General features: G+C 57.6%; 13 protein-coding genes. 3 read left to right on the top strand and 10 right to left on the bottom strand.

What is annotated here, in order from left to right:
* Window positions 1-21: 21 nt before the first annotated feature.
* Genes lpxH through ACPW74_RS06200 form a run of 3 tightly spaced genes read right to left on the bottom strand, consistent with a single transcriptional unit; the run spans window position 22 to window position 1,934 of the window.
* A complete protein-coding gene (gene lpxH / locus ACPW74_RS06190; RefSeq protein WP_102948577.1) occupies window positions 22-747 on the bottom strand; it encodes a UDP-2,3-diacylglucosamine diphosphatase in 726 nt (241 codons plus the stop codon).
* A gap of 13 nt (window positions 748-760) precedes the next feature.
* Window positions 761-1,447 carry a DUF4269 domain-containing protein gene (locus ACPW74_RS06195; RefSeq protein WP_102948576.1) on the bottom strand — a complete coding sequence of 229 codons (687 nt, stop codon included), beginning with the start codon at window positions 1,445-1,447 and terminating at the stop codon, window positions 761-763.
* Window positions 1,437-1,934 carry a peptidylprolyl isomerase gene (locus ACPW74_RS06200; protein WP_010675220.1) on the bottom strand — a complete coding sequence of 166 codons (498 nt, stop codon included), beginning with the start codon at window positions 1,932-1,934 and terminating at the stop codon, window positions 1,437-1,439. Before ACPW74_RS06200 ends, ACPW74_RS06195 begins: the two co-directional genes overlap by 11 nt.
* A 191-nt stretch (window positions 1,935-2,125) precedes the next feature.
* On the opposite strand from ACPW74_RS06200, the gene cysS reads away from it, so the two are divergent.
* The gene (cysS, locus tag ACPW74_RS06205; protein WP_102948575.1) at window positions 2,126-3,502 is read left to right on the top strand and encodes a cysteine--tRNA ligase; all 1,377 of its coding nucleotides are present in this window, start codon (window positions 2,126-2,128) and stop codon (window positions 3,500-3,502) included.
* Window positions 3,503-4,030: 528 nt separating this feature from the next.
* On the opposite strand, the gene ACPW74_RS06210 is transcribed toward cysS, so the two are convergent.
* Window positions 4,031-7,102 carry a metallophosphoesterase gene (locus ACPW74_RS06210; protein WP_102948574.1) on the bottom strand — a complete coding sequence of 1,024 codons (3,072 nt, stop codon included), beginning with the start codon at window positions 7,100-7,102 and terminating at the stop codon, window positions 4,031-4,033.
* A 1,390-nt stretch (window positions 7,103-8,492) separates the two neighbouring features.
* On the opposite strand from ACPW74_RS06210, the gene ACPW74_RS06215 reads away from it, so the two are divergent.
* Both ACPW74_RS06215 and ACPW74_RS06220 read left to right on the top strand, forming a co-directional pair.
* Window positions 8,493-9,551 carry a GGDEF domain-containing protein gene (locus ACPW74_RS06215; RefSeq protein ID WP_202007206.1) on the top strand — a complete coding sequence of 353 codons (1,059 nt, stop codon included), beginning with the start codon at window positions 8,493-8,495 and terminating at the stop codon, window positions 9,549-9,551.
* 139 nt (window positions 9,552-9,690) lie between these two features.
* Window positions 9,691-9,921: a hypothetical protein gene (locus ACPW74_RS06220; protein ID WP_223937900.1), complete on the top strand. Its 231-nt coding sequence runs from the start codon at window positions 9,691-9,693 to the stop codon at window positions 9,919-9,921.
* A 102-nt stretch (window positions 9,922-10,023) separates the two neighbouring features.
* Here ACPW74_RS06220 and ACPW74_RS06225 read toward each other — a convergent pair whose 3' ends face one another.
* From ACPW74_RS06225 to ACPW74_RS06250, 6 genes are all read right to left on the bottom strand, one after another.
* Window positions 10,024-10,302 (bottom strand): hypothetical protein, encoded by a 279-nt coding sequence (locus tag ACPW74_RS06225; RefSeq protein WP_029314742.1) that lies wholly within the window; start codon window positions 10,300-10,302, stop codon window positions 10,024-10,026.
* 280 nt (window positions 10,303-10,582) lie between these two features.
* The gene (locus tag ACPW74_RS06230) at window positions 10,583-11,305 is read right to left on the bottom strand and encodes a substrate-binding periplasmic protein (RefSeq protein ID WP_202007278.1); all 723 of its coding nucleotides are present in this window, start codon (window positions 11,303-11,305) and stop codon (window positions 10,583-10,585) included.
* A gap of 191 nt (window positions 11,306-11,496) precedes the next feature.
* Window positions 11,497-11,991 (bottom strand): GDYXXLXY domain-containing protein, encoded by a 495-nt coding sequence (locus ACPW74_RS06235; RefSeq protein WP_202007208.1) that lies wholly within the window; start codon window positions 11,989-11,991, stop codon window positions 11,497-11,499.
* On the bottom strand, window positions 11,988-12,995 hold the full coding sequence (locus tag ACPW74_RS06240) for a DUF4401 domain-containing protein (protein WP_103242925.1): 1,008 nt from the start codon (window positions 12,993-12,995) through the stop codon (window positions 11,988-11,990). Before ACPW74_RS06240 ends, ACPW74_RS06235 begins: the two co-directional genes overlap by 4 nt.
* On the bottom strand, window positions 12,988-13,926 hold the full coding sequence (locus tag ACPW74_RS06245; protein ID WP_151028705.1) for a DUF2157 domain-containing protein: 939 nt from the start codon (window positions 13,924-13,926) through the stop codon (window positions 12,988-12,990). Before ACPW74_RS06245 ends, ACPW74_RS06240 begins: the two co-directional genes overlap by 8 nt.
* A 217-nt stretch (window positions 13,927-14,143) precedes the next feature.
* Window positions 14,144-14,701 (bottom strand): TMEM165/GDT1 family protein, encoded by a 558-nt coding sequence (locus tag ACPW74_RS06250; RefSeq protein WP_010675206.1) that lies wholly within the window; start codon window positions 14,699-14,701, stop codon window positions 14,144-14,146.
* Window positions 14,702-14,792 lie beyond the last annotated feature (91 nt).

The raw sequence follows: 14,792 nt of genomic DNA on the forward strand, positions 1-14,792 counted from the left end.
GACCATGGCAGGCAGAGGGCCTCAGCCGAGCGCGCGGGTGTCGAGGCGCTGCCCGGCGGGGGAGCAGACCAGCACCGACCCCTGCTCGAACCAGTCTCCCAGCACGATGCGCCGCGCCGCACGCCCATCCAGGGTGAAGTCGTGGATGGCGGGCCTGTGGGTGTGACCGTGGATCATCAGGCGGCAGCCGTGCTGGCGCAGCATGTCGTCCACCGCCTCCGGGGTCACGTCCATGATGATCTGGCTCTTGTGGGCATTCTCCATCTGGCTCTGGCCGCGCATCTTGTGGGCGATGGCCTGGCGGCGCGAGAGCGGCAGGCGCAGGAAGAGCCAGCGCAGCCACTTCTGTTGTGTGATGCGGCGAAACTTCTGGTAGCCCTCGTCCCGGGTACAGAGCAGATCCCCGTGGCTCAGCAGCACCCGCTCGCCGTACAGCTCGATGACGCAGGGGTCGCCGAGCAGGGTCATGCCGGCCCGTTTGGCAAACTGGTGCCCCAAGAGGAAGTCGCGGTTGCCGTGAATGAAGTAGAGGGGCACCCCTTGCTGGCTCAGGGCGAGAAAGGCATCGGCCACCTCGCGGTGGAGCGGGTTGGGGTCGTCGTCCCCAATCCAGAATTCGAACAGATCCCCCAGCACATAGAGGGCGTCGGCACCGGGCGCGTCTTCGGCCAGAAAGCGCACCAAGGCCGCCGTCATGTCGGGCCTGCCTTGGCTGAGGTGAATGTCACTGATAAAGAGGGTGCTCATGAGTTCCTGGGCATCATGGTAAGAGAGTCCCGCCTGGGTGCGGACAAGGCCTGTGACCTTGCACGTCGAGCGGGTGGGGGAGGGAAGGGCAGCAGAGCCCCGCAAGGTTGACGCCCTCAAGGGTCAGCAACGCCTCGTAAGGGTCGCCGGACAGACCCAGCAGGCGGCACATGGCCGCTTCCCCCTTGAGCCCTTCATCAACGCGCAGGCGCAGCACCTCCCGGTGGAAGGGGGCGCCAAAGCGCTCAAGCAGGGCGGCCATCAGGCTGAGGTGGCGCCAGCCATGACACATCTCGAGGGGATCAGGGGTGAGGTAGAGCTCGACTGGCCAGCACTGGCCATCTGGCCCGTGGCGTCGCTGCTCGGCGATCCAGACCTGCTCGCCCTTGCTTCGCACCTGCCAGCCTTGTGCTGCCAGTGTCGCGGCAAGGAAGGCCGGATCCGGATGCTGGCAGAGGATGTCGAGATCGCTGCCGGGCCTATCCAGCCCGATGGCGATCGTGCTCACCAGGGCCAGATCGTTGCACAGGGGGCCAAGCTCATTCCACAGGCCGCCGCTCAGCAGGGCGTGGGCCGAGCGCTGACGTGCGTTGCCCTGGGCCAGATAGTCGAGGCGGCGCCAGTTGGGGGCGGCAGATGGAAAAACTGCGGCCGGGGCCGCAGTTGTGTCAGAGCCTGGCCGGCAGGGATTACTCGGCAAGGGTCACCTTGGTGATGACGACGTCTTCGGTCGGAACGTCCTGGTGCATGCGGCCGTAGTTGCCGGTCTTCACGCCCTTGATCTTGTTGACCACGTCCATGCCGGCGGTCACTTCACCGAACACGCAGTAGCCGAAGCCCTGGGTGGTGGCGGACTTGAAGTCCAGGAAGTCGTTGTTGTTCACGTTGATGAAGAACTGGGCGCTGGCGGAGTGTGGTTCCATGGTGCGGGCCATGGCGATGGTGCCGACCTTGTTGGACAGACCGTTGGCCGCCTCGTTCTTGATGGGAGCGCGGGTCTCTTTCTCTTCGAAGCCCGGGGCATAGCCGCCGCCCTGGATCATGAAGCCGTCGATGACGCGGTGGAAGATGGTGTTGTCGTAGTGACCGTCACGGCAGTATTGCAGGAAGTTGGCCACGGTCTCCGGGGCTTTTTCCGCGTTCAGGGTCAGGGTGATGTCGCCGTGGTTGGTGTGCAGAGTAACCATGAGTTGTCCTTTCATTTTGACGCAGGCAGCAAGGTGCCCGCAGGTGTATGGCATAAAGTGGTGGCAATTCTAGCCCATCAGGGCCCTGCGGCATAGATGGCAGGGGGGAGAGGGGGCTTTTTCTGCCTCGTTTTCTATACCGGATGCGGTTAGAATGGCAGGCCATTTTACTCACAGGCAGTGGTCATAAGATGCTGAAGATATACAACACACTCACTCGTCAAAAAGAAGAATTCAAACCTATCCACCCGGGCAAGGTGGGCATGTATGTGTGTGGCGTCACTATCTATGATCACTGTCATATCGGCCACGGCCGTACCTTCGTCGCCTTCGACGTCGTCGCTCGCTACCTGCGTTATGCAGGGTACGACCTCACCTATGTGCGCAACGTCACCGACGTGGATGACAAGATCATCAAGCGCGCCGCCGAAACGCACGTGACCTGTGACGATCTCACCGAGCGCCTCATCGGCGACATGCACCAGGATTTCGATGCCCTCGGCATGGTGCGCCCGGACATCGAACCCCGCGCCACCCAGCACATCGGCGAGATCATCGCCCTGGTTGAAACCCTGCTGGAAAAAGGGCACGCCTACGTGGCGGACAACGGCGATGTGATGTTCATCGTCGAGTCCTACACCGACTACGGCAAGCTCTCGGGCCAGGATCTGGAGCAGTTGCAGGCCGGCGCCCGGGTCGACGTGGTGGATGCCAAGCGCAATCCGCTCGACTTCGTGCTGTGGAAGATGTCCAAGCCCGGCGAGCCGACCTGGGACAGCCCCTGGGGCCCGGGTCGCCCTGGCTGGCACATCGAGTGCTCCGCCATGAACTCCAAGCACCTTGGCAACCACTTCGACATCCACGGTGGCGGCTCCGATCTGCAGTTCCCGCACCACGAGAACGAGATTGCCCAGTCCTGCTGCGCCCACGGCGGCGACTACGTCAACACCTGGATGCACAGCGGCATGGTGATGGTGGATAAAGAGAAGATGTCCAAATCCCTTGGCAACTTCTTCACCATCCGCGATGTGCTGGCCCACTACGACGCCGAAACCGTCCGTTACTTCCTGATGTCCGGTCACTACCGCAGCCAGCTCAACTACTCGGAAGACAACTTGAAGCAGGCCCGCGCCGCCCTGGAGCGGATGTACACCGCCCTGCGCGACCTGCCGGCGGCTGCCGCCGCCGGTGGTGACGAGCAGGTGGCTCGCTTCAAAGATGCCATGGACGATGACTTCAACACCCCGGAAGCCTACTCTGCCCTGTTCGACCTGGTGCGCGAGATCAACCGCCAGAAGGCCGAAGACATCGCTGTCGCCGCCGGCCTCGGTGCCCGCCTGCGGGAACTGGGCGCCGTGCTCGGCATCCTGCAACAGGATCCGGATGCTTTCTTGAAGGGTATTGAGGTGGACGAAGAGGTCGCCGAGATCGAGCGCCTGATCGCCGAGCGCATTCAGGCCCGCGCCGACAAGAACTGGGCCGCGGCGGATGCCGCCCGTAACCGTCTCACCGAGATGGGCATCGTACTGGAAGACAGCGCAGGCAAGACCAGCTGGCGCCGTGCCTAAGGCCGGTGGCGCTGTTGGCGCCTAGTGCCAACAGGTTGAGCCAATAAGAAAACCGCAGCCCTGGGGCTGCGGTTTTTGTTTGGGCGAGGGCCTTGCCCTCGAAGGTGTTTCGCCCGCCCTTCGGGCTGGGGCGAGTGACTTTGGAAAGACCCAAAGTCACCAAAGGTCTTCTCCCCCGGCAAACCGCCCGCTTCGCGGGTTCCCTCGTCTCGTCCAACGGGTCGGACGGAGCGCAGCAGACGGCACATCCCTGTGCCGACTGCGGCTGCGCCATCATCCCTGATGGCGCTCCTGACCCGCTGAACTCGACTCGGCGGATTGCAGGGGGAGCCAATACCGTGCCAGTCCGTGGCTTCATCTTGCATATTGGCTGCCTATCCTGCCTTGGAGCAGTGCAAGGGGGAAATAGCGTTTTGGTAAAAATTATCTGGGCAATATAAATAAAAACCGCAACTCAAGGCCGCGGTTTTTAACTATCACATTGCTCAATGTTTCTAGCGTGTTTATTGAGGTTGTAAAAAACTAGGTTTATTTTTTGGTGAGAAATAGATTTGAGCCTTTAATATATGAAATTTCTTTCTGTTTGGTGATGTCAATATCTAGCTTACTATTGATCCATTGCATGTCAGCCTCTGCGGTTCTGTACATGTAAAGCCGTTTTATTACTATTATTTGAAGTATCTTTTTGACAAAGATATTGTTTTTTGACTCTTTTAAAATTTCCTCGATGTGCCCCCTTGGAATTGCACTCGGTGAGTCAAGTAATTGAGCCAATCTAATCATTTTGTATGATGTCGTTTTTTTATCATCAACAATATGAAAAATATCCTCAAATAAGTTAGCTGAGTTTGCTGCTTGAGCCGGTTTTGTTAAATATATTACGGAAAGGAATTGAATTAGTGCTGACACAGTTTGTTGTGAAGCAACCCTAATTTTTTCTTTATCATTTGATATTCCTTTTCGCTCAATTTTTTTCTCAATCTCGGATATGAGTGCATCCGGATTCTCTCTTATAAACTCATAGAAATTATCTAAGCTTCTCAATGGTGCTGAAAATATTTCGTTTAAAATCTCTCTTTTTTCTAAGCGGTTGATTTTTGCGTATTGGTTCTTCAAAAATTGACCCGCAATTTCGATCGCTTTGAACATAGTAGTTATCTGTGCAACAAGACTTAGATCGTCTGGGTTGTCTTCTTCAATTTCTGATAGACCATCATTATCACTGTCTGCAAGATCTTTAGTTTCATTTACTCTTTGGCGATGTTCTTCAGGTGAAGTTTTGTTATATATTAAATTAGGTGAATGTCGAACAATGTTGGTTAATCCCTCATCTGTTTCGAACGTGACAGGCGAATTATCTCGAAACAATGATGACATTGCATGTTTCATACACTCAATTAAAGTTCTAGTCGAGCTTGAACCAGCATGATGAGCTAAAAATAGTATAGTATGTGCGTTTGATCTAACATAAAGGTGTTTGAAGCAATGATTTATATGTTCAACACATACGTGTAGCTCAATATTATCACTCAAATATAGCCCTTTGAAGAAATAGTATATGTAAGGGTACTTAAATGAGTAGAGTCCTCCATAGTTTGACAATATGTTTGCTGCACACAGCTCTCCAAGCCTAGTTCTTAGCTCTACGGTATGACGCTCATTACTAAAAATACTGTTAAAATTGCTTACCTCTTCGTGCGTTAATTGTTCTCTTGTGTTCTGATGGACATACCAAGATAGTTGACATAAATACTCAAAGTATTCAGTAAGATTTTCTCTTTTTATCCCATTATTAAGTAGGGACTGTGTGATTAGGAAACGATAATATTCACCTAGTGAACTCTCATTCAACTCACTGCCATGTCCAGCTTCCATGCTTTGCATTAATGTCAAAAGATAAATTGGAGCTGGTGGAATAAGGTTTTTAGATATTATGATACCAATGTTTTTCTCAGCTTTATCTACTTTATTGAAAAGCAAAGACTCATCTTCAAACTTGTTACTACCAACGCTATACCATCTTTTTATAAGTTCATTCCGTTTTCTAAAGCCAAATGGTTGAATAGAGAAATTTCTATATCCATTAAAAGGGTTTACAGTATGCTCATTAATAAATGAAGTTAGATCAAAAAGTTCATTTACTGTGATAACGATGTTTCCAAAGGTACTTTTTAGCTCATTAAGAATGGAGTCTAGCCCACTTGTTGATTTTACTTGAATTTCGTCAAAATTATCAAAAAACAAAATTCTTTTTTCCTTCGGTACTTGTTTGTAAGTGTCGAAAGCAGATTCTTTAGTGTATTGGGCATTTATTGCTGACTCTATACTGCGTGTAAGTTGATTCGGCTTTGATATTTTTAATTCCTTCCCATCCATATAAATTGGATGTAGGCCATTTTTTAAATGTTCAACTAGGAGTGTTTTAAGTAGGGTAGTTTTTCCTGTTTTTTCATCACCTTTTAGGATTATACACTCACCAATAAAATCAACTTTTTTTAACTCGGATGCATCATATAGATGGTTGTCTACATCGTTTCCTATTTCTTTAATATGTGGGTAAACATATATATCACTAATCTTTAGATGGTCCGTGCCTGAGTTTTGGAATGCACCGCCCAAGTCATTATTGTTTTCTAGTATTTCAAATGAGTAGGACAAGCTACCATTCTTATGTTTTGTATCACAGCCATATGTATTTGTACATTCTGAGTTGGCAACGTATATTTGCTCCGCAGGGTCATATTTATAGGTTGAAATAATGTAGTGATGTGAGTCTGTATCAATATTGATGACTGAAAACTCTGAGTTGTTAGAATCATCATGCAATGATGCCCCTTCGATAAAAACACATTCGCCAGAGTTTTGTTCATATGTATCGGTCACGGTAGGCTGATGTTCATGGCCTGTTACTATGAAGTTTGAATGCTCTCTGGTGTTTTTCCTGAAGTCATGATAACAACTTTGTGAAAACCAATTGAACGGGTGATGAAATAGAGTTATTACAATATCGCTTTGGTTGATTTTACCGAAATTAATTGCATTGTTTGGAATTATCATTTTTCCTTGTTTTTCATGCAACTCTGAGCACCAAGATGTATTTATTAGTGCAAATCTAACTGTTGTATTGACATGTACGTAGTCAAATGTTTTAAAGATTTTAGAGTGTTCGATGTAATTAGGATTTACGTCTTTTTCAAACTTAAAATACTCATCTTGTATAGATGCAATTTGATTTATGGTTTCATTCTCTAAACTAGAATTACTATTAGATGTTAAAAATTGAAGTAAGATAGATCTGGCTTGGTTTGCATTGCTAAAGTTACAGTCATGATTTCCAGGCACTATGATTATCTCAACAGGCTTTTTAGTATCTGCATTAATGTCATTTTTTAGTTTCTCTATAAACCTAGATGCTATTAAATACTCATGTTCTTTACCGCTGAATGCAATGTCTCCGGTGATCGCTATGAATATAACGTCAGAGGATGATGCATGATAGGATGTGAGATTAGTAAGATTTGGAACTATTTTTTCAAGAAATTCCTCCTCCGTTGTTCCTTTTATATGAATGTCACTTAAATGGAGAATTGAAATTTTCATGCTTATCACTTATGTGGTTTATTAATTGTGGTTAATGGTTATAGGTTCGATTAAAAAACATAATAGGACGTTCGAGAAATAAGGTGTTATTACAGTGAAATACTCACTCTCGGGCCTTCAATATAAAACCGTTTCCCGATAGGGATGGGTGCCGCTTGTCGTTATACTCACCATGATTTTTTCACCAATGAAGCTACGTTGATAATTCTTGTTTCATTGGTGAGGCAATCTGGTCACGCCATGGGGTGGGCGAGGGGTTGGCTCTGAGATAACAACCCGCCCGATTTTTGCCCCGAATAGACGGGGGGTTACCACAGTGCAATGCGCTGCGCTTGGTGTACCCTGCGCCTGTTAACCGGCCTCGGTGCTGCGGGTTGGGTGTTGCCCCCCTGTTGTTCGCCGAGGTGAGGGCACAAGGTCAGGAGCGCCGTCATGGACGACGGCGCAGACGCAGGCGGTACAGGGATGTACCGTCTGCGTCGTTCCGCCAGACCTTTTGCCTGAACCGAGGGAACCCAACGCAGGAGGGCGAACAAGTGGGGGTGGCCTTTCTTTTGGTGACTTTTCTTTGGCCACGCAAAGAAAAGTCACTCGCCCAAGCCCGAAGGGCGGGCGAAACCCTGTCGAGGGCAGCGCCCTCGTGTCCTGCATGGCGAAGCCATGTCAATCCAGCGGTCTACGACATCGAGTAATGATGTTACCGACTCCTCACCCTGGCCCTCTCCCCCAAAGGGGCGAGGGGATAAGGGCGAAACCCGGTCGAGGGCAGCGCCCTCGTGTCCTGCATGGCGAAGCCATGCCATTGAGGCGTGGGGTGGCATTCGCCAGGCAATGGCGTTACCGAACCCCTCACCCTGACCCTCTCCCGCAAGGGGAGAGGGGACTGTTACCGCGGACGATTACGCTTCGCTAATCGACCCTACTCGACTCTACCAATGGTTTCTAACGTCTTACCCGCAGGGGAGAGGATGGAGCCTCGAGGCTGACGGGCACTCCCGTCGAGGGTGACACCCTCGCCCCTTGCCGCAGGCGCGGGATGCCGGGCTGGCATCCGCCAGAATTGCTACCGCCCCTGGCTCTCGCTACCACAATGCGCCGCTGACCCGACGGGACGAAACAGGGGCCAACGGGCACCCATTACCATCCTACGGAGCCGACGGGGCCCGATCCACGGCTATTGCTGAGGGATGTGTCAGAAATGATGGGTTTTTTGCGCTGGTTCAAAGTTATGGCCCGGGGCGGGCCGCCGGGGGGGCCCCGGGCGTGGCGGCGCGCCCGCCAGGCCGTGAGCGGGTGGGTGTTTTCCCGGTCTACCCCTTTCTCGCACTTGTCTGGCGTGCCCCGAGTTGGCTAAGGTGTGCGGACATGACATGCAAGCTGGGAGAGAGGCATGGACAAGATATTGCAGGCCCTGTCGGAGCGGGTTACAGAGGCGCGGGATCTGGAGAGCCTGACCCGCCCCTTGCTGGAAATGCTGGCGTCGGTGACCGGGCTGGAGTCGACCTATCTCACCGAGATTGACCTCGGGCAAAGCAGCCAGCATGTTCTGTTTGCCCGCAATGCGGCCGGGCTGCAGATCCCCGAGGGGATGACGGTGGAGTGGAGCGATACCCTGTGTCGCCGTGCCATCGACGATGAGATTGGCTACACCGATGACGTCGCCGCTCTGTGGGGGGACTCCCAGGCGGCCAGCGAGCTCGGCATTCGCTCCTATCTGAGCAGCCCGGTTCGCACCTCCACCGGCTCCCTCTATGGCACCCTGTGCGGCGCCAGTACCGAACAAAAGCCCGCGGTGGCGGGGGCGCAGCAGCTCATCGCCTTCTTCGCGCACCTGATTGCCGAACAGGTGGAGCGGGAGCAACTGCTGCGGCAATTGCAGCAGGCCAACGACGAGCTCTCGCGCCTGGCCCTCTCCGATCCCCTCACCGGGCTCCCCAACCGCCGCGCCCTGATGCTGGAGCTCACCCGCCTCTTCTCGTTGTCGGAGCGGGCGGGGCATCCGGTGCTCATCGCCTTTGTGGATCTCGATGGCTTCAAGGCCATCAACGACGAGCATGGCCACGAGGCGGGGGACAGGCTGCTCACCGCCATGGCGCGGCAACTGAGCGAGACCCTGCGCGGCGGCGATCTGCTGGCCCGCTTTGGGGGGGACGAGTTCGTGGCCGTGGGCATGGGGCCTTTCCCGGACGCTGACACGCTGGACGGGGCGGTGGCGGCGTTTCGCCAGCGCCTGTTCGAGCACAGCGTGCTGTCACTGCCGGTGGGGGACAAGGTGATCCATTATCCCGGTGCCAGCGTGGGGGCGGTGGCCGTGATGCCGGCCGAGGTCAGCGTCGAGGAGGCGCTGAACCGGGCCGATGCGAGCATGTATGCGGTCAAGCGCCAGCGCCGGGCCGCAGGGGAGGGCGGGAACCCGCCTCCTTCCAGTCAGGTGTCTGCCCCGCGATAGGAGCGGGGCGGGTTGAGAGGGCACAGGGTGGCGCGTCCACCCGGGTGCCAGTCTGTTTTCTCTTTTATCGGTTCGGAGCCCATATCATGGTTCATCTTCTTGCCCGCCGTGTGCGCGCCCTGGCCGGGCGGCCACCCTGGTGGCCGGACTCTGCGAGTTTCAGCAGCGCATCTGGGTGGTCAGCATCGTCAAGGAGTCCTACACAGATACCTTCGTGGTCAACGAAGGGGGCTTCGAGGAGCCTTTGCAATGGATGCGCCGCAAAGGCTACAACGCCGAGATGCTGGCCAGGGTGGAGGCCATGGCCCGATCCCAGGTGCTCCAGCTCGAGTGCGCCGGGCAGCGTCACCGTCTGATGCGGGTGAAATAGGGGCGAAGCCGCCCCCGGATGGCCTGAGCGGCACCGCCGCCCGGGCATTGACCACATATCCTGCCGCCCTCTTCGTGTCAGACGGGGAAAATGGGTCGCCAGTTATGATTTTTCCGTGGTTCTCTCCGGTTTCAGGCCGCCGGAGTAGACGCAAATCGCGGAGTTGTAGCTGTTGAAGGTGACCGCGTAGTTGAAATCGCAGAAATAGGCCGGGTGCTTGGTGGCGACAATGTCCCCCGCCTTGCACTTGTCCTGCATCCCCTCCACCAGGGTGTCGTTGTTTGACCCGAGACAGGCCTTGCCGGTGGTCTTGTCACCGCCGCAGGCCATCAGAAGGGCGCAGACCGAGAGACTCATCAACCATTTCGCTGTGTTGTGCATGTGTGTTCCCAAGAGATCGCAGAGATGGCGGGGAAGGGCGTGAGCGCGGCGCTGCCCGATGAAGGCGGTCGGCGGGCACGCTGCCGCCCCTGACTGTCGCTGCCACCGTGCGCCCTGCCCCTTGCCGTGAAAAAGGGGCCAACAGGCTCCTGCGCCCTATATTACGGACCCAGGACGGTCTGCGTCACCCCTTGTCGTTGCAAGTGGCGAACATTAAACGGGTTTCGTGCGCTGGCTCAAAGGCGGGCCGGGGCCTTGGCGGCCCCGGCGGGGGAAGGGGTCAGGGGGAGGGGAAGTATTTGTGCTGGAGCTGCTGGAAGTCGCTGCTGGCCAGCACCTGTGTCAGGCCGATCTGGAACTCCCTGACCAGGGCATCGTCAACCGGGTGGCTGAAGGCGAAGCAGTACTGCTCGGAGCTCAACATCCAGCGCACCTCGAACTGGGCGGGATCCAGCTGCTGGGTCTTGATGAGATCCAGCAGGGTGGACTTGTTGCTGGAGATCAGCTCGACCCGGCCCGAGGTGAGCATGCGCAGGGCCAGGGAGAGGCGGTTGGCGGTCATGATCTTCTGCTCGTCGAAGCCGGCGTTGAGCAGCAGTTGCTCCCCCACATCGGATCGCACGGCGCCTATGGTGTAGCGCTGGGCATCTTCCAGGCGGGTCAAGGTCAGGGGGCGACTGGCGAGCCCCATCAGCACTATCTCGGCATAGCCGATGGGGCAGGCCCATTTGAACAGGGGATTGCGCGCCTCGGTGCGGGCGGTGGAGAAGAGCACCACATTGGGTTTCTGGGTCAGCAGGTAGTAGCCCCTGGCCCAGGGGAGGATGCTGACGGGCTGGACAGGGGTGCCGGTCTTTTGCCACACCAGGTGCAGCAGGTCGATGGCAAAGCCGGTCGGGGCGCCATCCTCCCCGGTGAAGTTGTAGGGTTTGTACTCTTCGGTGAGGTAGTGCAGGCTGGCGAGCGCCGGGCTGGCCTGGGTCGCGGGAGTGCCCCAGACCATGGCCGCGAGGGCGGCGCAGGCGACCAGTCTGCGAAGGGGGACTGCAATGTCTATGTTCATCCTGACCGTCCTGCTGCCGAGTGCCCAGTTTCAAGTGTTGCCAAGTCACGGCGTTTCGCCACCCGGCGAAGACGTTATCCGCCGGGGGTTGTCATCATCTTGCCACTCACAACCGGGTCGGCGCCCCCTTTTTACCAGGCCGGGCGGGTGTGACCCAGGGGGGTGAACGCTTCGTCCCTCAGCCCTACCAGCAGGGTGTTGCCATCCTCTTGCAGGCGAAACTCGCCGTAGCGGGCCGACTCATATTGATCTCCCGTGCCCTCTTCGAAGAAGAAGGCGTCAGGCCCGATAAACCACTGGCCGTCGCGCTGGCGCACCTTGAGCAGACGCTCCCCCGGGCCCGGGGCCTCGGACTTGCCCCCTTCCACCCAGTGCACCACCTGATGTTCATCCAGGCGAACGACCAGGGTGTGGGGGCCGGCGGCGGCCTGGCGGCCCGCCAGCTGGCGGGCGAGGGCGTAGTTCAGGCGCATGTAGTCCCCCTGCATCAGGGAGCGGGGGTCGACCGGTGCCAGCTCGATCAGCACCACCTCCCCCTGGCTCATGGCGTGCTCGAAGCGCCAGACGATGGCGTTGATGCCGGCGAGCAGGGCAAGACCGGTCAGCAAAAAGGCGAGGCGTCTCATGAGGGGCTCCTGTGGTGAAGGTGCTTGAGCCACTGACGGGTACCGAGCAGCAGGGCCCCCGAGGCGAGCAGCAGCCAGGACTTGGTCATCAGGGTCAGCCCCAGATCGTAGTAATAGAGGGAGCCAAAGCCGAGCAGCAGGAGGCCTGCCAGGGTCATCAGGGCCAGGCTGCCGGCGTAGAAGCCGAGCACCAGCACCAGGGCGCCAGCCCCCATGCCGGGAATGATGGCGCTGATCACCACCAGCGGCAGCCCGTAGCGCAGCGGCAGCCTGAGGCGAACCATGACCGCGAGCAGCAGGGCGGCGCAGAGCAGGGGATTGAGCCAGAGGGGCAGGCGGGAGCTGCCGAGCTCATTGAGCACGCTGGTGCCTCCCTCCCACAGGGGGTGGTGCAGCCGTCCCAGCACCAGCAGGGAGAGTGCCAGCCCCAGGGTGAGGGATTCATAGAGCAGATGGCGGGCGGGATCGCGCTCCGCCTGCAGCCAGCACAGGGCGACGGCGCCCATCACCAGCGGCAGGGCCAGCAGGTGCAGGCCGAGGCAGGCGAGGGCGAGGGTGAGCAGGATGGCGGCGGCGAAGCTGTGGAACAGCCTGATCAGCCAGTGCTCGAACAGGGCGGCCACCCCGAGGGAGAAGGCGGTCAGACCGAACCAGAGCCACGCGACGTTCAGATCCAGCCTGTCCAGCAGGCCGTAGAGCAGCCAGGCATCTGCCGCCAGCGCCAGCGCCAGCACAAACTGATCCCAGAGATCGCTGCGGGTCGCCATGCGGTTGAGACCGAGGGCGGCGGCCATCAGCACCATCCCCATGGTGAGGGCGTTGTTGGGGTCGCGGGTCAGCTGCTCGAAGGCCATGAAGAGGAAGAAGAGCAGGAAGAGGGCGGCTATCCAGCCCACCATGCCGAGCAGAAAACGGCCCGACCAGTGGGGCTGTTCATCCCGGGGGGCATCCCCTTCCACAAGTTGGGCTGCACGCAGGCGCTCCCAGGGGGTGAGATCAGACATGCAGCCTCCGTTGTTGTTGCAGCCAGCGGCTGGCCATCACCGACAGGCCGATGGCGATGAGAGCCAGCAGCAAGAAGCCGTTCATGTCCGGTTCCATCCACTTGCCAAGGGCCGCGAGGATCACGGCGATGAGGCTCAGGCACCCCATGGCGAGCCCGGCGATGAACCTGTGGTGCCAGCGCAGGTAGGCGGCGCCGAGCCAGGCGAGCCAGGCAGGCCAGACCCAGGGAGAAGCGGCATCGAACAGGGCCAGCAGGGTGAGCAGGGTGATGCCGAGCCCCGCGGCCAGCCCCGCGAGCCAGGAGGGCATCAGGGCGTAGCGGGCGGGCACCAGGATGAGCAGACCCCAGAGGGCGGCGTTGAGCAGGGTCAGGCACCAGCCGAGGGCCTCCTCGTTGAAGGAGAAGAAGAGATCGAGAAGGCCGAGCCGCCAGTAGAGCACCAGGGCGAGCTGACCGAGCAGCCAGGCCAGGGTCCAGAGCAGCGGGCTTCTGCCAAGGGCCGCCAGCGGCAGCAGCATCAGGGCCCAGGTGGCGAAGAGCTGCCAGGGGTCGGCGCCGGTCTGGTAAGTCTGGCCCACCAGGGCGAGCAGGGCGCCGAGGTTGAGGGCCAGGGCCAGCAGCAGGGCCTGGCGCGGGGTGTCACTCATGGGTTTGCGCCAGAGCACCAGGAGCATGGCGAGCAACGGCAGCTCCAGCAGGGCGAGACGTGAGAGGCGCCCCAGGGCCTGCCAGTTGAAGGCGACGAAGAAGACGAGGCCGGCGCCAAGGCAGAGGCAGCCGAGCCAGAGCAGCAGCCTGTCGAACAGCCACTGCCAGCGGGCAGGACCGGGGGGCAGATCGCACAGGGCCAGGGCGGCAGGCAGCGAGGCCCGTGGCAGGCGGCCGCGCCTGACCCAGTCGAGCAGGGTCTGTCTTGAGGTGAGGTGCATGGGGGCTCCTGAAGCCGTGATGCCTGAAAGATAAGGCATTATGGCACGGAGCCGCGTCTCGGGGCAGGGGCGCCGTTGGCGCTGCGACACAGGTCGCGGCACGGGGCCATGTCTTTGCACTAAAAAGGCCCCCGCCGTGAGGAGGGGGCCTGAAGGACGTCCGGGGCGGCGGTGGCGATCAGTGCTCACGCTGATCCCCCGCCGGCTTCTATGGAGGTCAGGCGAAGATCAGGGTGGAGATGCCAAGCCCCGCAAAGAGGATGGCGCAGGCAATGCGGATCCCCTTGAGGGGGAGCTTGTCGGCCCCGAGCTTGCCGAGCAGCACCACGGGCACGTTGGCCAGCATCATGCCGAGGGTGGTGCCGGTGATCACCTGGATCAGGGAGTCGTACTTGGCTGCCAGCAGCACGGTGGCTATCTGGGTCTTGTCACCGATCTCGGCGATGAAGAAGAGCACGAAGGTGGCCATGAAGGGGCCGTACTTGTCCAGGGAACTCTCTTCATCGTCCATCTTGTCCGGCACCAGGATCCAGGCGGCCATGGCGATGAAGGCACCAGCGACCAGCCAGGTCATCACCTTGGGATCCATCCAGCGACTGATGAATTCCCCTATCCAGGCGGCCCCTGCGTGGTTGAGCAGGGTGGCAGCCAGCATGCCGGCGATGATGGGCCAGGGTTTGCGAAAACGACAGATGAGCAACAGGGCCAGCAGCTGTGTCTTGTCGCCGATCTCGGCGATGGCAACGCTGATGGTGGAGGTTAACAAGGCTTCCATAAAAATGACCGGGGGACGGAATTGTTATAAACCAAAGACAAGCCTGTGCCATCCGTCCCCGGTTTTGGCACTGGCCCGTCAAAGGTCTTGT

This window comes from Aeromonas sp. INTO2 (assembly GCF_049860605.1).
GTDB lineage: Bacteria > Pseudomonadota > Gammaproteobacteria > Enterobacterales > Aeromonadaceae > Aeromonas > Aeromonas caviae.